The organism is Corynebacterium sp. 22-2729 (genome assembly GCF_053479475.1).
This window is the reverse complement of sequence record NZ_JBRBCA010000001.1, coordinates 103,080-121,581: the sequence shown is the minus strand read 5'-3', so window position 1 is coordinate 121,581 and position 18,502 is coordinate 103,080. Positions and strand designations below refer to the sequence as shown.

General features: G+C 58.6%; 13 protein-coding genes. 5 read left to right on the top strand and 8 right to left on the bottom strand.

What is annotated here, in order from left to right; translation table 11 throughout:
- Window positions 1–159: 159 nt before the first annotated feature.
- Window positions 160–723 (bottom strand): nucleotide exchange factor GrpE, encoded by a 564-nt coding sequence (gene grpE / locus ACUY2T_RS00500; RefSeq protein ID WP_448306887.1) that lies wholly within the window; start codon window positions 721–723, stop codon window positions 160–162.
- Window positions 723–2,564 (bottom strand): molecular chaperone DnaK, encoded by a 1,842-nt coding sequence (dnaK, locus tag ACUY2T_RS00495; protein WP_448306886.1) that lies wholly within the window; start codon window positions 2,562–2,564, stop codon window positions 723–725. The genes grpE and dnaK overlap by 1 nt, the downstream gene beginning before the upstream one ends.
- A gap of 275 nt (window positions 2,565–2,839) precedes the next feature.
- Between dnaK and ACUY2T_RS00490 the strand changes: the two genes are divergently transcribed.
- Complete coding sequence (locus tag ACUY2T_RS00490; protein ID WP_448306885.1) at window positions 2,840–4,255, top strand: esterase-like activity of phytase family protein; 1,416 nt, start codon at window positions 2,840–2,842, stop codon at window positions 4,253–4,255.
- 39 nt (window positions 4,256–4,294) lie between these two features.
- Here ACUY2T_RS00490 and ACUY2T_RS00485 read toward each other — a convergent pair whose 3' ends face one another.
- The 4 genes from ACUY2T_RS00485 to ACUY2T_RS00470 all read right to left on the bottom strand — a co-directional run bounded on the left by ACUY2T_RS00485 (window position 4,295) and on the right by ACUY2T_RS00470 (window position 9,709).
- Complete coding sequence (locus tag ACUY2T_RS00485) at window positions 4,295–4,942, bottom strand: ATP-binding cassette domain-containing protein (protein ID WP_434824164.1); 648 nt, start codon at window positions 4,940–4,942, stop codon at window positions 4,295–4,297.
- Window positions 4,935–6,734, bottom strand: coding sequence for an ATP-binding cassette domain-containing protein (locus tag ACUY2T_RS00480; RefSeq protein WP_448307160.1), 1,800 nt, complete (start codon window positions 6,732–6,734; stop codon window positions 4,935–4,937). The genes ACUY2T_RS00485 and ACUY2T_RS00480 overlap by 8 nt, the downstream gene beginning before the upstream one ends.
- A 166-nt stretch (window positions 6,735–6,900) precedes the next feature.
- Entirely contained in the window at window positions 6,901–7,851 is a 951-nt protein-coding gene (locus ACUY2T_RS00475) for an ABC transporter permease (protein ID WP_293790681.1), read from the bottom strand.
- 250 nt (window positions 7,852–8,101) lie between these two features.
- A complete protein-coding gene (locus ACUY2T_RS00470; protein WP_448307158.1) occupies window positions 8,102–9,709 on the bottom strand; it encodes an ABC transporter substrate-binding protein in 1,608 nt (535 codons plus the stop codon).
- A gap of 718 nt (window positions 9,710–10,427) precedes the next feature.
- On the opposite strand from ACUY2T_RS00470, the gene ACUY2T_RS00465 reads away from it, so the two are divergent.
- Window positions 10,428–10,766, top strand: a complete 339-nt coding sequence (locus ACUY2T_RS00465; RefSeq protein ID WP_293790612.1) for a hypothetical protein — start codon at window positions 10,428–10,430, stop codon at window positions 10,764–10,766.
- A 189-nt stretch (window positions 10,767–10,955) separates the two neighbouring features.
- Entirely contained in the window at window positions 10,956–14,339 is a 3,384-nt protein-coding gene (locus ACUY2T_RS00460; protein WP_448306884.1) for a (Fe-S)-binding protein, read from the top strand.
- A 127-nt stretch (window positions 14,340–14,466) separates the two neighbouring features.
- On the opposite strand, the gene ACUY2T_RS00455 is transcribed toward ACUY2T_RS00460, so the two are convergent.
- Window positions 14,467–15,108, bottom strand: a complete 642-nt coding sequence (locus tag ACUY2T_RS00455) for a DNA-3-methyladenine glycosylase (protein ID WP_448306883.1) — start codon at window positions 15,106–15,108, stop codon at window positions 14,467–14,469.
- Window positions 15,109–15,252: 144 nt separating this feature from the next.
- Here ACUY2T_RS00455 and ACUY2T_RS00450 point away from each other — a divergent pair, with 144 nt between their 5' ends.
- Both ACUY2T_RS00450 and ACUY2T_RS00445 read left to right on the top strand, forming a co-directional pair.
- A complete protein-coding gene (locus tag ACUY2T_RS00450) occupies window positions 15,253–16,020 on the top strand; it encodes a hypothetical protein (RefSeq protein WP_448306882.1) in 768 nt (255 codons plus the stop codon).
- Between the two features lie 88 nt (window positions 16,021–16,108).
- Window positions 16,109–17,362: a pyridoxal phosphate-dependent aminotransferase gene (locus ACUY2T_RS00445; protein WP_448306881.1), complete on the top strand. Its 1,254-nt coding sequence runs from the start codon at window positions 16,109–16,111 to the stop codon at window positions 17,360–17,362.
- On the opposite strand, the gene galE is transcribed toward ACUY2T_RS00445, so the two are convergent.
- Window positions 17,346–18,407, bottom strand: coding sequence for a UDP-glucose 4-epimerase GalE (gene galE / locus ACUY2T_RS00440; protein WP_448306880.1), 1,062 nt, complete (start codon window positions 18,405–18,407; stop codon window positions 17,346–17,348). The two genes, ACUY2T_RS00445 and galE, sit on opposite strands and share 17 nt — an antisense overlap.
- Window positions 18,408–18,502: the final 95 nt, after the last annotated feature.

The following is an 18,502-nucleotide window of genomic DNA, read 5'->3' as shown; positions in this document are numbered from 1 at the left end:
CAATAAGCATAGAAAACGCCCCCGACACTCCTTCCGAAAAAACACTACAAAATCGAACACTCGTTCTAAACATGTGTGTTCTAGCCATAAGAAAGGGCCCCACGGTAAAACCATGGAGCCCTCTTAAGGGGTTAACTCAGCGGTAGACCGCCAACAGGACTACTGCGGGTCGCCGATAATAACCATCGCATTGCGCAGCACCCGATCTTCTAGACGGTAGCCACGACGTAGAACGGTGGCCAGCACCTTCTCGTCACCACTACTAGTGTCCTGCACTGCCTCGTGGCAGTTAGGGTCGAATTCGTCGCCTTCCTCGCCGAACTTCTCCACCTTCATGGAGGCCATCACGGAGTGCAGCTTATCCGACATGGACTTCAGCGGACCGGTCAGATCGCCATGCTGTTCTGCCATCTCCAGGTCATCCAGGATCGGCAGCAGCTCGGAGGCTACGTCGGCCTTCGCGCCGGTAATCACGCTCACGCGGTCGCGCTCTACGCGACGGCGGTAGTTGGTGTACTCCGCCGTCACGCGCTGCAGATCTTCGGTGCGCTCGGCCAGCTCGGCCTCGATGTTGTTCTCGGCCTCGTCTGCGGCGTTGTTGTCGACGCCCTCATCTTCAGCCAGATCAACCTCAGCCAGACCCTCGTCGACCCCTTGTGCCTCGGTTACTTCCGGTTCGGTATTTTCCGAGGCGTCCGGGTTCTGATTCAGATCTTCAGACATTACTTCTTATCATCCTCTGCGGAAGTGTCCTCATCGACAACTTCGGCGTCGACAACGTTCGGGTCATCGGTTGCAGCGGCACCTTCAGCACCGGATGCTGCTTCTGCCTCGTAGATAGCCTTGCCCATCTCCTGAGACTCAGCGTTCAGCTTCTCCACAGCGTCCTTGATGGCCTCGATGTCATCACCCTTCAGAGCCTCGTCCACAGCCTTGGCTGCTTCCTCGACCTTGTTCTGGGCGTCTTCGCTGACCTTGTCCTTGTTCTCCTCGACGAACTTACGGGTCTGGTAAGCCATAGACTCTGCAGAGTTGCGGACTTCCTGCTCCTCGCGGCGCTTCTTGTCCTCCTCTGCGTGAGTCTCAGCATCCTTGACCATACGGTCGATCTCCTCCTGGGACAGGCCGGAGCCTTCCTGGATCTTGATCGTGTTTTCCTTGCCGGTCGCCTTGTCCTTTGCGGACACGGAGACGATGCCGTTGGCGTCGATATCGAAGGTGACCTCGATCTGCGGAACGCCGCGCGGTGCAGGGGCGATGCCGGCCAACTCGAAGGAGCCGAGCAGCTTGTTGTGCGCAGCCATCTCGCGCTCACCCTGGAAGACCTGGATCTGCACGCTGGGCTGGCTGTCCTCAGCAGTGGTGAAGGTCTCGGAGCGCTTGGTCGGGATGGTGGTGTTGCGCTCGATCAGCTTGGTCATCACGCCACCCTTGGTCTCGATACCCAGGGACAGCGGGGTGACATCCAGCAGCAGCACGTCCTTCACTTCGCCGCGCAGCACGCCGGCCTGCAGGGCAGCGCCCACGGCCACAACCTCGTCCGGGTTAACACCCTTGTTAGGCTCCTTACCATTGGTCAGCTCGGTGACCAGCTCGGATACGGCAACCATGCGGGTGGAGCCACCGACCAGCACGACGTGGTCGATCTCGTCCACGCTAACCTCAGCATCCTTCAGCACCGCCTGGAACGGAGCCTTGGTGCGATCCAGCAGATCCTGAGTGATCTTCTGGAACTCGGTGCGGGTCAGGGTTTCGTCCAGGAACAGCGGGTTCCGATCCTCGTCCACCGTGATGTACGGCAGGTTGATGGAAGCCTGCTGGGAGCTGGACAGCTCAATCTTGGCCTTCTCCGCTGCCTCGCGCAGACGCTGCAGAGCCATCTTGTCCTTGGTCAGATCCACACCGTGGGAGGCCTTGAACTTCTCGGCCAGCCAATCGACAATGCGCTGATCCCAGTCGTCGCCACCCAGCTCGTTGTCACCAGCGGTAGCACGAACCTCTACCACGCCGTCGCCGATTTCCAGCAGGGAAACGTCGAAGGTACCGCCACCGAGGTCGAAGACCAGGATGGTCTGCTCCTTGTCGCCCTTCTCCAGGCCGTAGGCCAGAGCAGCTGCGGTCGGCTCATTGACGATACGCAGGACGTTCAGGCCGGCAATCTGGCCCGCATCCTTGGTTGCCTGACGCTGCGCGTCGTTGAAGTAAGCGGGGACGGTGATGACCGCGTCGGTTACGTCCTCACCCAGGTAGCTTTCCGCGTCGCGCTTCAGCTTCTGCAGGGTACGAGCGGAGATCTCCGGAGCGGTGTACTCCTTGTCGTCGATGGAGATCTTCCAGTCCGTACCCATGTGGCGCTTAACGGAGCGGATGGTGCGATCCACGTTGGCAACCGCCTGGTTCTTAGCGGACTGACCAACCAGTACCTCACCGTTCTTGGCAAAAGCCACGATGGACGGGGTGGTACGGGACCCCTCGGAGTTGGCGATGACCTTAGCCTCGCCGCCTTCCAGAACAGACACCACAGAGTTGGTGGTGCCCAAGTCAATTCCTACTGCGCGTCCCATATCAGTTCCTCCTATTACTTCTGGGGCGAATAAAATCTATCGAGCCTTAGTCGAGCGGACTCAACTTCGCCCGCCTCTGCACACTAGTATCCGCGTTTTTCGCGTCTAGTCAAGCCGACTTGAGTTTGCTCCACTCAACTTGCTCACACCCTACTCAACTCATCGCACCTCAAACTTGTTCCCGATCGACTCAACTTTTTCAAAAATACTTTTAGATTCACCCCTGAACCTCTCCTGAAATGCGCAAACCCGCCCCACCTGTTTTGATAGTGGGTATGAAAAACCGCATACGCATAAACCGCGCCCTCATTTCCACCCCGCTGGCAGCCGCCCCACTTGTCGCTACCTCGATTCTCGCTGGGTCGGTCATTGCCGCTCCCACAGCCCTTGGCGCAACCACAGCCACCGCCCCTTTTTCTTCCGCTACCCCTTTTGGTTCCGACGCCTCACTCTCCGCACCGCAATTCCCCGCAGGATCGGCTTTCCCACCTTCCGGCGCTCTGAAAACTGGTGGCCAGGAACAAACTCACTACAACGGCGCGTTCGACCTCGGCCAAGCGAGCAAGGATCCCAACGTGGGTGGGCTATCCGGGCTTACTGCCCTCACCGATGGCTCCTACCTCGCCATCTCGGATGACAAAGGCGATCATGGCCCCACGCGCGCCTACCGCTTGAACATCGACAACAACGGGCGGGCAAAGGTCACCGGACAAGTTAATTTCACCAAGCCAGATGGCAGTGCATACAACCCCAAGGAATACGATGCGGAGGAGATCCAGCAGCTACCTAACGGCCATTTGCTATGGACCACCGAGGGCGAATCAAAGGGATCGAAGAACCGCTCACCCCTTGTCATCGAATCCGATAGCAACGGGCGGGAAATCCGGCGCATCCATCCCCCGCACTATCACGTCCCCGACCACAATGCAGCAAAAGATGTTAAACAAACTAAAGGTATAAGCCCCAACAAAGGCCCGGAGGGCATGACAATTTCTCCTGATGAGGAAACTTTTTACACTCTCAACGAGAACTCATTGGTGCAGGATGGGCCAATCAATACTCCCGAGGCGGGGTCCAAAACTCGGTTGACCGCTTACAGCACTACAACCGGCAAGCCCAAGGCTGAGTATGTGGTCGAGGTGGACCCCACGTACGCCCCCAAGGCCGATCGCGGGTACGCTTCCTTGGCTACTTCCCCGGATGGCAGCCTCTACGCGCTGCAGCGCGGTTACATCCCCAAACAAGGTAACCGCGCCGAAATCTACCGTTTGAGTCTGGAAGGGGCCACCAATGTGCTTGGCCGGGAGCGCTTGGACGGTAGCGAGGTGCCCGTTAACCGCGAGAAGGTCTTCGATTTCGCTGGGCAAAAACCCAGTGACATTCACAAGCTCGGTGACAACCTAAGCTCGAGTGGCGATAAGGCTAACACTGAGGCAAGCCCTAACATCTCTGCATCCCCCGAAAATGTTGAAGGCTTAACCTTCGCGGCCCCGCCTGCCCACTCTGCCGATGTGCCGGCTCACGGTTCCGTCACCACCGGCTCCCTTCCTGCGGGCTCCTCCGCCATCGGAAACCACGCCGGCAGCTCCACTTCCCCGGCGGAGTTAAACCGCGTGTACTTAATCTCGGACAATAACTTCAGTGATTCGCAGCGTACGTTGCTCCATTCTTTGGACATCCCCCGGCGCTAATTACCGCTCCTCACCAGCACAGGCGCGGAACGCAGAGTTCTAAGCCTGCGGGATGGTTTCTATAGCCACTGTCCGGTCAGCGCACGCTGTCAATAACCGATGGTCGTGGGAAATCAATAGCACTCCGCGGTTCGCCCGCACGGTCTCGCGCAACATCTCCACAATTTTCGCCGTCGCAATTGGGTCGAGCATTGAAGTCGGTTCATCGCAGATGAGGAAGGCCGGATCCATCACAGTTGCGCGGGCCAAGCATGCTCGCTGCAGTTGCCCATCGCTTACCTGTGCTGGTCGACGATCAAGCAATTCCCTATCCAGCATTGCTCGCTTCGTATGATCCTCCACGCACTCGCGAATCACTTCCCTATTGTGCTCCCCGGCGATCAATAAGGGTTCGGCGATGATCTCTCGGAGAGTCCACCGCGGATTGCACGCATCCCGCGGGGATTGGCTCACCAACGCTATTCGTGATCGCCGGCGATCTCGCCCCGTCACCACAGGTTCTCCGTCAATCGTGACCTTTCCCGAATCTGGGAGGAAACGCCCGGAAAGCAACTTGGCCAACGTCGTTTTGCCAGATCCTGAAGGTCCAATCAGCCCCACGAGCTCACCGCGTTCAATGATCAGTTCAATTTTCTCCAAGACGGGTTTCCCTGCATAGGAATAGGTCACCTCGGTAGCTTTAAGCATTTCTCTCCCCTACCTCGGTTTGGTATTCAATGCCTCCGCTGGGCAAAGCCGCAACCAACGCGTGACTAAAGTCGGTTTGCGGTGCATCCCAAAACTCGCTGGCCTGTCTACTTTCCACTACTTCGCCCTCATGCAGCACAAAAATGTGGTCGCACACTTCCCATTCTCGAAGGTCCTCTAGATCGTGACTTATCAGCAATACTCCGAGCCCCAAATCCTTGGCCGCGGACCGCAGTAGCTCCAGCGTCTCCTTCGTTAATTGTGGGTCCAATGCTGCGGTGGGCTCGTCTGCGATAAGGAATTGCGGATTTCCCGCCAACGCCGCAGCCAGCGCCGCTCGCTGCGCCATGCCGCCCGATAGCTGGTGTGGGAAATACTCGCTGACCTCAGAGTCAAGGTGAACGCGTTCTAACAACTCCTCCACATCCAAGCCACTGCCATGCCGATCGATAATCTCTTGGAGCTGGGTTCCAATTCTCCTCACGGGCGTAAAGGACAACGCCGCGGCTTGGGGAACAAAACCCACCATTGAGCCCCGCACACTAGCTAAATCAGTACTGTTCCAGTCTGCTTCATCAGCAGTGGTTTTATCGGCTTCCGCAACGTGAGCGGATCCACCAGCTTCCGTATCTTGGGTGACCCCGCTGGGTTCAAGGTGCCCTTTGGTCGCCCCGTGCGCTGCACAATTCCCATCAGGCGCCCCAGCCGGATAAAGCGAGACCTTCCCTTCTACTCGAGCCCCTGTTGGGAACATCCCAATCAACGCGCGCCCCACGGTCGATTTACCAGAACCGGAGGTTCCGATCAGCCCGGCCACTTCCCCACGGCGCACGGTCAGGTTCACCCCACACACAATGTTTTTTGTCCCCACCTCTACGCCAAGCCCGCGAGCACGTAGCTCCCCCAACTCGCTCGTCGCCTCAGTTGGCTCCGCAGGCTGCGACCTACGCCCTCTGCGGCCTGCCCCGGCTTCTTTCTGCAGTGCTGACTTCTTCTTTTGCTTTCCGACGCCACGCTCTGCCCGCGCTGTCGCTCCTCGGGTCAGCGATACCCCAGACATCGTGGTGAGCAGCAAGATCATCGCTGGGAAAACCAAAGCCCACCACGCCCCACGGGTGATGTCTTCGCGCGCCAAATCCATGAGCGTTCCCAGTGATGGCTCGTCAGCCTGGATGCCCAGGCCAAGGAAGGACACGGTGGATTCGTGCCACACAGCATGGGGAGTGAGCATCGCCATCGCTACCAGTGCTTGACCAGAAGCCGCTGGTGCCAAATGCTTACGCAGCACCCAGCCAAACGAAGCCCCTGCACCGTACGAGCACTGCACCATTTCGGACGCGCGGACCGTCAACACCGCAGATCGCACGATACGCGCAACCGGTGACCAGTGAGTCAAAGCGATGGACCCCACGATGGCAGCAACGGATCCCTGGAATAGTGCGACAATAACCACTGTCAAAATGAGGTGCGGAATGGCACTCACGGCATCGTTGATGCGCATAACAATGCGATCGACCACGCCACCGAGCCCCGCCAATAACCCGACGAGCACGCCCAATGCCGTAGCGGCAACCGCAGCCGTAAGCCCGATGAAAAGGGAAACCCGCAAGCTTTCCGCGGTTCGTACGAATAGGTCGAACCCAAAGTGATCAGTACCGAAAATATGCGCGGCAGTCGGTGAACGCAGGGAATTGGCGAAACTTGGAGTTCCCGCCTCGAAGACGGCGGGAACTATAGCTGCATACAGCACCAGAAGTGCAAAAACGCTTAATCCAATGAGGTGCCCACGCATCCACCTGCGGGCACTCTGTGTCTGCGAGTGCGCGCTAAACCCCTGTGCTTCGGCGCTGCCAATATCTAGATGAGCACTATGTGCTTTCACGGCTGAGTTATTTGAACTAGGGCTGTGCTCATCGATCGAACTAGAGCTGTGCTCATCGGGGGAAAGAGAATTCTTGTTAGACATCGCTTACCCTCGGGTCGATCAATACGTAGGACAGATCGCTCAATAGGGATCCCAACATCACCACTACCGTGGTCGCGACCGTGGTGAATGCCAGCAGGTGAAAGTCCACGGCCACAGCCGATTCCACCGTGGCTTGCGCCAACCCCGGCCAGGAGAAAACCGTTTCCACGATCACTGCTCCGACGACCATCTCGCCGAGGCGCGCTCCGATCAAAGTGATCAGCGGCATGAGCGACATAGGCAGCACATGCCGAACGAGGATCGTGTGTTCGGAGAGACCACGCAAGCGCACGTTGGCAACCGCTGGCGACTCAACGGCTTCGGCAGTAGCGCGTTGCATCGTCAACAAAGGCCACGACAGCTGCGAGATCGCTAGAACGACTGCCGGTGCGATGAGGTATGGCCCCACCGTTCCCAGTGACGGGGACTTACCGACGGGCGCGGCCCCTCCCACGGGGATGAGGTGCCAGAACACGCCAAAAAACAGCACGCTTCCTAGGGCATAAATATAGGAAGGAGTGGCTGCCACAAATACACCCAACGCGGTTATCGCCCGATCCACCACTCCGCCGGGTCGGCGAGCAGCACTCAAGCCGAGAAGCGCTGCAATCGCCAGCATCAGCAGCAGGCCCGCTCCGGATAGCAGCATCGTCCACGGCAGGCGCTCGCCAATAACTTCAACAACCGGTTTGCTGTACACCCGGGACCACCCCAGATCACCTGTAAAAACGTGCCCCCACCAGGAGACCCATTGCTGGTACCACGGGGCGTCGAGGCCCAAGGAAGAGGCAATGCGCGCACGTTCTTCGGCAGTGTAGTTGCCGTAGTTCGCGCCGAGGTGGTGCGCAAGGGGATCAAACGGCGACAAGGCAGCGAGGCCGAACATAATGAAGCTGACCACCACGGTTGTCACGGCAATGAGCAACAAGCGCGTACCAACCATCCGGCCGATCCCGCCGAGGTTATCCCGGCGCCCCGGCAATACAAACCTGCGCCAGGACTGCCGAGTTTTTGCTGAAGTGAGAACCCCGTCTGAACCGTCAACTCCGTTTGAATGGGGGGCTCCAGCCGAGCTTGCCTTATCTGCAATCCGAACAGCACCAACGTGACCAGGAGCAGGATGACCAGCACCAGAGTGACCTTCAGCGGTGTGAACGTCCGCAGTATTCACAGCGGCTCCGCCATGAGCGGAGTTAGCAGCAGAAGAAGTGGTAGAAACCGCTCTCATGTGTTATTTCTTCCAAGCGGCTAGGCGCCACCAAGGCCCCCCACGTCACGCCGTGAATATGGGGTTCGAGCAGGAGATTCGGTTTCTTCCACGAATTTTCCTTTGAGACGTAAATGTGGTTGACGTTCGCCAAAGCCAGCATGGATGGGTTTTCTGCGTGCTCGGCTTGGATCTTGCGCCACAGTTGGTTGCGCTTCGCCTCGTCGTTCTCACTGCGCGTCTCATCCAGCAGGTCATCCAATTTCTTGGAGCCGTAGTTGCCTGGATTAGCCCACTTACCCGTCGCGGGTGTGCGTGTGTGCAAATACTCATAGGCCATCACCGTGACGTCATAAGGAGCCGATCCGCCGCCCAAAACGACCGACACATCGTGTACCTTCGGTTCGATGTCTTGCCACGTGCTGGACTTGGTTTCGAACTCTAGGCCCAGCTTCTTCATCTGCGAGGCGAACTCGATGGCGATGTCTCGGCGCAGCGTGTCGTTGCCTGCATAGTAGAGGTCTACGTGGAAGGGCTTACCGTCTTTTTCCCGCACACCCTGGCTGTTCTTCTTCCACCCAGCTTCATCGAGTAGTTTCTCCGCTTTGGCCACGTCGTGTTGGAAATCCAGGGCTGGATCGTGGGCATCACCGTAGATTGAGGACAATAGTCCAGAGATCGGAGTGCCCTGCCCCGCCAATGGTCCATCAATAAATGCCTGCCGATCAGCGGCGAGGTTCAAAGCCAAGCGCACCTTCGGATCGGCGAACTCGGGCGTTTCAGGGAAGGAAATACCCCGCCAATCAGCCGTCTTGGTGACATCTACGCTGATGCCGTCCTTACCTTCTAACCCCTTCAGTTGGCTGGGCGGAATAGCGGCACCATCAATTTCACCAGCAGCTACGCGCTGCGCGCGGGCCGTATCATCCGCAGCCGTCGTAACAACCAATTCCTTGACTTCCGGCGCACCGTCAAAATAGTTGTCGTTGGCTTCAAAGATCGTTTCATCACCCCGGCGCTCCTTCAGGTGGTAAGCGCCAGTACCCACGGGTTCGGTATTCAGCTTGCTTTGGGTAACTGCCCCTTTGTCCAGCATCTCGGAGGGAGCGATCGCGTAGGTGAGTCGCGACAACATTTCGGCAAGTGGGGAACGCAACTTAAACACCACGGTGTGCGGATCTTGGACCTGCACCTCGTCGATGATGTCGTAGCGGCTGACTACTTCGGAACCGGTGGAAATGTCTTTGGCTACGTCATACGATGCCTTCACATCTTCGGCATCGAAATCAGAACCATCGCTGAACTTCACTCCCTCTTTGAGCTTCACAGTCCACTTCGTGGAGTCAGCATTGTGTTTCGGCATTTCCGCAGCCAGTGCTGGCACAAAGTTCGGAACCTTGTCTGACGACGATGGCTCTGGTCGCAGCAGACCGTCGTAGATTGGGCTCACACCGGTTTGGGCATATCCCGTCGCTGGGTGGAATCCATCGCCAGCTTTACGGTCTGCCAAAACCAGCCGGGTGGGGTACTGGCCCTCCCCACCGGAAGCTTGGCGGCTCGGGTCACCGCAGGCTACCAGCGCCCCTCCAATCATCACGCCGGTTTAGGCACATGCTGCCCTTCGCCGCAGTTTTGTTCGCATACGTCATTCCTGTCCAGCACCCTATTTAAAGCACTTATTACAAATTCATTGTCATTACTAGAAGAAGAAACTACCTTACGGCATATTTAGATTTCAGCCCCTTGAACTTTTCTCGACAGCACCGCAGGGTGCCTTAAGCTTGGATGCCATGGACATCTTCACCCGCGCCACCCCTGAACCCCCTCATGCGTTGCGACAGCATTTCGCAATGCGCTCCCACTCCTGCGATACACATACCGTCTGCTCCATTGCCCCTATGCAGTTCGGGGGCTCTCATTCCACCGACGCCACGCGCAACAGCCCGCACACTTCCGCCTTGGCGGAGATTCCACCCGAACACGCAGCTTCACAGGCTGTTCTTTTTATTGCGCCACACTCCCCCTCAGAGCCATTCACAAACAGACATTGGGATCTCGCCTGGCAACTCGCGGAAACCGATCTTCGAGTTGAAATACCAATCCCCCGCGCCAATAAAACTTCCACATCACCTTCCACTCCTCCCCCACACCCCACCACAGCATCTTCAACGCACCCCGGCACACCATCTTCAACCGCTACCGCCTCCTCCACAGGCTCTGCGACCATCCGTCAGACCTACCGCAACCTCCTAACGGACCACGGCCCTCAACTCGTAACAGCCATAGCGGAATCGTCTTGCATCCCCGAGTTATTGGACGCACTCCAGGAAGCGACCGCACCGCGCACCATTGTGCTACTGGCGCCCCAAGCTAAAGACATAACTCTACTGAAACAGCTCTTCAGAGCCGATAGCCCGATCGCAGACCGTGCGCTAGACACTGAAGTACACATCTTCTTCGCCAAGAAGGATAAGGGAAGCCCGGGGATCGTCGACGAAGCGTCGAAATTAAAGAAAATTGGAGCCACAGTCATCCTCCACGAAAGCGCTAGCGGCGACCGCCTATACCATCTGCGACGTTCAAAGGCAGGGCGCGCAGCCCGGAAAGCGATCATTTCTGTGGCGCACAACACAGCAGCTCGGGATATTTAAGCAACATCATCGTTTCTAAAATACTGCCAAAAAAATAGGTGCGACCAGCGGAGAAAACTTCACCAAAGCCCTGTTCAATTGTTAATCTACCTAGCAAGTAATTAGTTCATACATATTCCGATTCCAGCTCGGATGTGAACTACTTGACTGAGTCACCGTGGCTCATACAGGACTTGCGAGGAGCACAACATGGACCTGCTTGCAGCAGGGCAGGCGACCTCCAATGACATTCCATGGAACATCACCGTTCCACTGGGCATCATTGGCGCGCTGCTTTCACTGCCCGCCTGGATTTTCTTCATCCGTGGCGCGGCGCAGATCTTTACCACGATCCGCCTCGGCCAACCGGCGCTGAAGAGGACGGACAATCCCGCCGGCCGACTGATGAACCTGATTAAGGAGATCGTCGGCCACACCAAGATGGCTAAGAAGCCGGGAGTAGCGATTGCTCACTGGCTGGTCATGGTCGGATTCCTGCTGGGATCCATGGTGTGGTTCGAGGCCTACATCCAGATCTTCGATCCCGAGGGCGGTTGGCCAATCATCGGCGGCTGGGGTGTATACCACTTCATCGACGAGCTGCTGGGCCTTGGCACTGTCATCGGCATTATCGCGCTGATCATCGTGCGCCAGAACATCGGCGATAAGGATAAGAAGGCTCGCTTCTACGGCTCCAACTCCGGCGCAGCGTACTTCGTCGAAGCCGTTGTGCTGATCGAAGGCCTGGGCATGATCTTCGTAAAGGCCTCCAAGATCGCGACCTTCGCGAGCTACGAGGGCGGCCACGCTGCCACCGACTTCTTTACGATGCAGCTGGCCAAGATCCTGCCGGAGTCTCCTCTACTGGTCTCCATCTTTGCGCTGATCAAGTTGCTGTCCGGCATGATCTGGCTGTTCATCGTTGGCCAGAACGTCAAGTGGGGCGTGGCATGGCACCGCTTCATGGCGTTCTTCAACATCTTCCTGAAGCGGAACGCTGACGGCCGCAACGCCCTGGGCGCCGCGAAGCCGCTGACCTCCGGTGGTCGCATGCTGACCATGGAAAATGCAGATCCAGAGGAAGACTCGATCGGCGTAGGCAAGATCGACGACTTCACCTGGAAGGGCTGGATGGACTTCACCTCGTGTACCGAGTGTGGTCGCTGCCAGGAGCAGTGCCCGGCGTGGAACACCGCGAAGCCGCTAAGCCCGAAGCTGCTGGTCACCAACCTGCGTGACCACGCCATTGAGTCCGCACCGTACCTGAAGGCCACCCGCAAAGACGAGAAGCACAGCGGTGGCATGTTCTCCGGCGATGGCGCTACCACTGCCGTTCTGGATGCCCCTTCTGTTGACGCCCACGCGGACATGCCGTTGCTGCAGCTGGTAGCTGCGGGCGAGATGGGTGTTATCGACCCCGACGTACTGTGGTCCTGCACCAACTGTGGCGCCTGCGTGGAGCAGTGCCCTGTCGATATCGAGCACATCGACCACATCGTCGATATGCGCCGTTACCAGGTACTCGTTGAGTCCGACTTCCCAACCGAGCTGGGTGGCCTGTTCAAGAACCTGGAAACCAAGGGCAACCCGTGGGGACAGAACAACAACAAGCGCTCCGACTGGATCCAGAAGGCCAAGGAAGATGGCATCGAGGTACCGGTATTCGGCGAGGACATCGAGAACTTCGACGACACCGAGTACCTGTTCTGGGTTGGTTGTGCGGGCGTCTACGACGACAACGCAGTAAAGACCACCCGCGCTGTCGCCGACCTGCTATACACAGCCGGTGTGAAGTTCGCCGTACTGGGCGAGGGCGAAGGCTGTACTGGTGACTCCGCCCGCCGTGCCGGCAATGAGTTCCTCTTCCAGATGCTGGCAGAGCAGAACATTGAAATGCTCGACAACGCTTTCGACGGCGTTCCGCCGAAGCAGCGCAAGATCGTTGTTACCTGTGCACACTGCTTCAACACCCTGCGCAACGAGTACCCGGATCTGGGCGGTAACTACCAGGTTGTTCACCACACGCAGCTGCTAAACAAGCTGATCCGCGAGGGTCGCCTGGAGCCGGTATCTGCGCCGCAGAACGGCCGTCAGGTCACCTACCACGATCCGTGCTTCCTGGGCCGCCACAACAAGGTCTTTGAGGCTCCACGTGAGCTGATCGGCGCTTCCGGTGCCAACCTGGTGGAGATGGATCGCAACCGCGATACCGGCTTCTGCTGTGGTGCCGGCGGTGCTCGCATGTGGATGGAAGAGCACCTGGGCGAGCGCATCAACCTGAACCGTACCGACGAGGCTCTGGCAACCGGTTCGGATGCCATCGCCATCGGCTGCCCGTTCTGTAAGACGATGATGACGGACGGCGTAAACAACCGTCAGTCCGAGATCGAGAACAAGCAGGACCGCACCCAGGTTCTGGATATTTCACAGATGTTCCGCGAGTCCATCCTGGTCGACGGCGAACTGCCGGCTCCGAAGTCTCCCGAATTCCTGGTTGCGCCGGAGCGTGGCTGGGTAGACGAAGAGAAGCTGGCCCGCGAAGAGGCTGAGCGCAAGGCCGAAGAAGAAGCCAAGAAGAAGGCTGCCGAGGAAAAGAAGCGCAAGGCTGAAGAAGCTAAGAAGAAGAAGGAAGCTGCTGGTGGCGCCGCCGCTGCTGGAGCCGCCGCCGCTGGTGCCGCTGCTGCAGCACCGAGTGCTCCTGCTGCACCGGGTGCTCCAAAGGCTCCGTCCGCTGACGCTCCGGCTGCACCGGGCGCTCCGTCCGCTGGCGCTCCGGCTGCTCCGTCCGCTCCAGGTGCTCCGGCTGCACCGGGCGCTCCTGCTGCACCGGGCGCTCCAAAGGCTCCGTCCGCTGGTGCTCCGTCCGCTCCAGGTGCTCCGGCAGCTCCGTCCGCGGGCGCTCCTTCTGCACCATCTGCTCCGGGCGCTCCAGGTGCTCCGGCAGCTCCATCCGCTGGCGCACCATCTGCTCCGGGCGCACCTACTGCACCGGGTGCTCCGGCAGCTCCGTCCGCTCCTGCTAAGGAAGAGCCAGCAGCAGCTGAAACGACTTCTGATGGCAAGATCAAGCTCGGCGCAACCGCACCGGCGGCACCAGGAGCTCCCGCAGCTCCCTCTGCTCCGGCGCCAGCGACCCCATCGGCACCAGCAGCACCAGCGCAGAACCAGGCAGACACCGAGACCGCATCTGCTGAGGCCGAAGCTCCACAAGCACAGGCACCAGCAGCTCCGGCACCAGCACAGTCGGAAGCCAGCACTGAAGGTGGCGTCATCAAGCTAGGTGCGATGACCCCTGGCGCGCCAGGCGCTCCAGGTGCACCAGCACCGACCACTGCTGCGGCACCGGCTGCTCCTGCAGCGAACGAGGCGCCGGCAGAACCTGAGGCTCCAGCCGAGACAGAGACTCCCGCTGAGCCGGAAGCACCTGCAGAGCCGGAAGCACAAGCTGCACCAGAGGCGCCAGCCGAGGACAGCGCTCCTGCTAAGGATCAGGAGCAGCCTCAGGCAAAGACGGAAGGTGGCGTCATCAAGATCACGCCAACCGTCCCAGGTGCACCAGGTGCGCCAGGCGCTCCGGGAGCCCCCAACGCCTAAGGCCTAAAGCCTGAAGCCGGGAAGAATTTCCCGGTAACAACAACCGCATCTGCTCAGCAAGAGCAGGTGCGGTTGTTTGCGTCTGTGAGGTTCGGACTACTCCGGATCACCCGTGAAGTGCCACGCGCTATACCTTTGGGCGACCTCGTGGGGTACTGACCGTGGGATCTCCTGGGATCCAAAAGCGCAACGGTGCATCGACATTCTTGCTGATGCCGATACGCTTTCCCGCCACGAAGTCCACGGATTCGGTTGCGCGCTGAAAGTGAAGGATAGGCAGACGGGATGGATTAGAGGTTTCGCCTTGCCGAACTTCAGCCCCGTTCAGCTCGAGGTCGAACCCCATCGCCTGGCCGAGGTTTCCGGGACCGCGGGCCAACGCGGCGTCGAGAACCTTAGATCCCCGGCGCCGACGCGCAACCTCGTAACCATCGATGACTTCCCCACCACGCAGAAGCACTCCGCCCGCATGTCCATCAGGACTGCATACTAAGTTCCCGGCGCGGTGAATGCCATAACTCGCATACACATACAAGTGAGACGAAGGACCGAACATCGTCATGCAGCGCGGAGTGGGCCCCTTAAAAGCGTGCGATGCAGGATCGGTTTCCCCAAGGTAGGCCTCTACTTCCGTGATCCGAATGGCCACCTGTCCCAAACGCAAAATGCCGCCCAACAACAACGGGGCGACGGCATCCGCAGACTGGTCGAAATCAATCAGACCGTCACTGGAAGCATCGATCGAGTTACTAGTGGAAGCGTCGGTCATGCCGCAAGTTTAAGGCAAGCACCCGGAAGCGGGAGCAGCGGCAATCGGCCCCCGTCCAGCCCGGGAATGTACCGCACGCGTATGGTGCCCTAGAATGAATTCTCATAGAGAGGCCTCACGCCTAAAGATAGAGGTAGGTTTTCCATGACTGACGCTGATTCGACTGACAAGAACGCTCCCCTCACCTCGGGGAAGTCTGTAAGCGACGCTGAGGAAACCTCTGTTATGAAAGTCAGCAACGACGGTAACGGCAGTAACGACACTAACGATGCAGACGCTCCGAACAGCAAGCAGACTGAATCCACGGAAAATCCTGAGCCTCAAGAGGAATCCGAAGAAGAAAAGCCAAAGTCGGGTTTTCGGAAGTTCTTTGGGATCATGCCGTTCTGGGCGTGGGTTCTTACTCTCGGCCTGATCGCAACAATCATTGTTGCCATCGGCGCCTACACCTCCATGCGATCCACGGAGACGGGCACTCCCGGCAGCATCAGCAACACCGAACAGCTGAAACCCTCGTACCCGAAGCCCACTACCAGCGGCAAGTACGATGACGACGATACGAAGCCAACCCCCGACGCGGGATCCGGCTATGGATCGGGCTACGGCAATGGGTACCAGGACTACGGCTACACACCACAGGAACCGCAGCAGACAGAAGCGACTTCCACGGAATCCGAAACAGAGAAGCCATCTACCAGCCCCAAACCCTCTACTCCGTCCCGCGACGGAGACAACCGCCCCTCTCCGAGAGGCAATCGCGGCAACAATAGCTCAAGCCCCCGCCCCCGCGTTGGAGGTGCCGTCGGCGGTAACACAGGTGGTGGCACGGGCAACGGCAATAGCTCCCCCAACACCGGCGCCGGCGACACTGGCACTGACAGCGATTCCGACGCAGGCGTTGCCGAAGAGTAGTGTGCCGCCCCGGTAGACATACGCGCGGTCGCGCATACGCAGGGTGGCGTCGTCAAAAAACTATAAAAACAGCAGTCACAATGGCACAATGGGGAGAATGAGTAGACCCAAACGCCCAAGCGAACTGCGCACGTTGGACCAATCGACGAAGCTGCAAAACGTCCTCTACGAAATCCGCGGCCCGGTGAACACCGAGGCGGAGCGGATGGAGGCCGACGGGCACCGCATCCTGAAGCTCAACACGGGCAACCCCGCGGTGTTTGGCTTCGAGGCGCCGGATGTGATCATGCGCGACATGATCGCCGCGCTGCCAACGGCGCAGGGCTACTCCACGTCGAAGGGCATCATCAGCGCCCGGCGCGCCATCGTTTCCCGCTACGAGGTCATCCCCGGCTTCCCCCAGTTCGACGTCGAAGACGTCTACCTAGGCAACGGTGTATCCGAACTAATCACCATGACAATGCAGGCGCTGCTGAACGATGGTGACGAGGTTCTGATCCCCTCCCCCGACTATCCACTGTGGACTGCCTCCACGTCGCTTTCCGGTGGTCGCCCCGTGCACTACCTGTGCGACGAGGAAAACGATTGGATGCCCTCCATCGAGGACATCAAGGCGAAGGTCACGGAGCGCACGAAGGCCATTGTGGTTATCAACCCGAACAACCCTACGGGTGCTGTGTACTCTCGCGAGATCCTGCAGCAGATCGTGGATGTGGCCCGCGAGCATTCGCTGTTGATTCTGGCCGACGAGATTTACGACAAGATTCTTTATGACGACGCCCAGCACATCAACGTCGCATCACTGTGCCCGGATCTGCTGTGCATCACCTACAACGGTCTCTCCAAGGCCTACCGCGTGGCAGGCTACCGCTCTGGCTGGATGGTTATTACGGGCCCGAAGGGGCATGCAAAGGGCTTTATCGAGGGCGTGAATGTCCTGGCTGGCACGCGCCTATGCCCGAACGTGCCGGCGCAGCATGCGATCCAGGTGGCGATTTCTGGTCGCCAGTCGATCGACGATCTGGTGCTGCCGGGTGGCCGCCTGTTGGAGCAGCGTAATGCGGCCTTCGAAGCCTTGAATGAGATCCCGGGTGTGAGCTGTGTGAAGCCAATGGGCGCGCTATATGCTTTCCCGCGCCTGGATCCGAATGTGCACGAGATTCACGACGACGAGAAGTTCATGTTCGATCTTCTACGCTCCGAGAAGATCCATTTGGTGCAGGGTACGGGCTTCAACTGGCCGACCCCGGATCACTTCCGTGTGGTGACGCTGCCGTGGGCCAGTGACCTGCGCGCTGCGATTGAGCGCTTGGGTAACTTCTTGGCTAGTTACCGGCAGTAGCTGTCTGGGATTCTTCTTCCAGGACGGAAGGAAGCTTTTCCGACCATTTGAGGGAATCTCGTACGCCGTCGGCGATGCTCAACTCAGCCTTCCAATCTAGAAGGCGCTCAGCCTTACCAGTCAAAGTAGCGCTGCCAACAACGTCTCCCATTCGGGCCTCGGCCGTCTTGAACTTCAGGGGCTGCCCTGTTGCTTTTCCGAAAGCATCTACGAGCTCGAACACGGTAGTTCCAGTGCCAGTTCCCAAATTGATGATGTTGTAGTTTGCGTTAAGCAGGCTACCAGAATTGGATTCAGCCTCCTTCGCAGCTTCGCTCATGATTCCGTCGAAACGCTGAAGGGCAGCCACGTGTGCCCTCGCCAGGTCCCATACGTGTACATAGTCCCGCAATCCGGATCCGTCTCGGGTAGGCCAGTCCACACCGGTGACCGTGAATTCTCCATTAGCCTTGTGCGCTTCGATCATTTTGCCCAGCACGTGGGTGGGATTAGGGTCCTGCAGCCCTGTGCGCATCTGTGGATCAGCACCAATAGGGTTAAAGTAACGCAGCGCCAAACACTGCATTTGGCCCGTGGCTGCGAAATCGCTCATGATGCGCTCAAACAGCGCCTTAGACGCTGCATAGGGGCTTTGCGGGTCAATCGCCGCCGACTCCTCGACCATGTAGTCATCGCTAGAGCCGTACATGGATGCTGTGGAGCTTAGAATAAAACGCTTGACACCGTGACGAGCCAGCTCTCGCAACAGAACGATCGACTTCCCGACGTTATTGTCGTAGTAATCAAGTGGCTTGGCTACCGATTCCGGCACGACAATCTTCGCCGCACAGTGGACGACGTCCTCAATGTCCGGGTGATCAGCGAAAATCTGCTCGATAACCCGTGCATCGGCGATATCACCTTCATAGTGATCATGACGCGCGGCAAACACACGCAGCCCGCGACTATAGTCATCCAGGATCACTGGCGTGATCCCATTATCCGCACAACAGCTTGCGATTGTGGAACCGATAAAGCCGGCTCCTCCGGTAATTAAGACCTTCATTGTTTTCCTCAAGGACGACGGATGGAAACGGTTTGCAGGCACCCCCAGCGGCTACGCCAAAGATGAAGAGCTCCCCAAAACTCTACCAAGGCCTA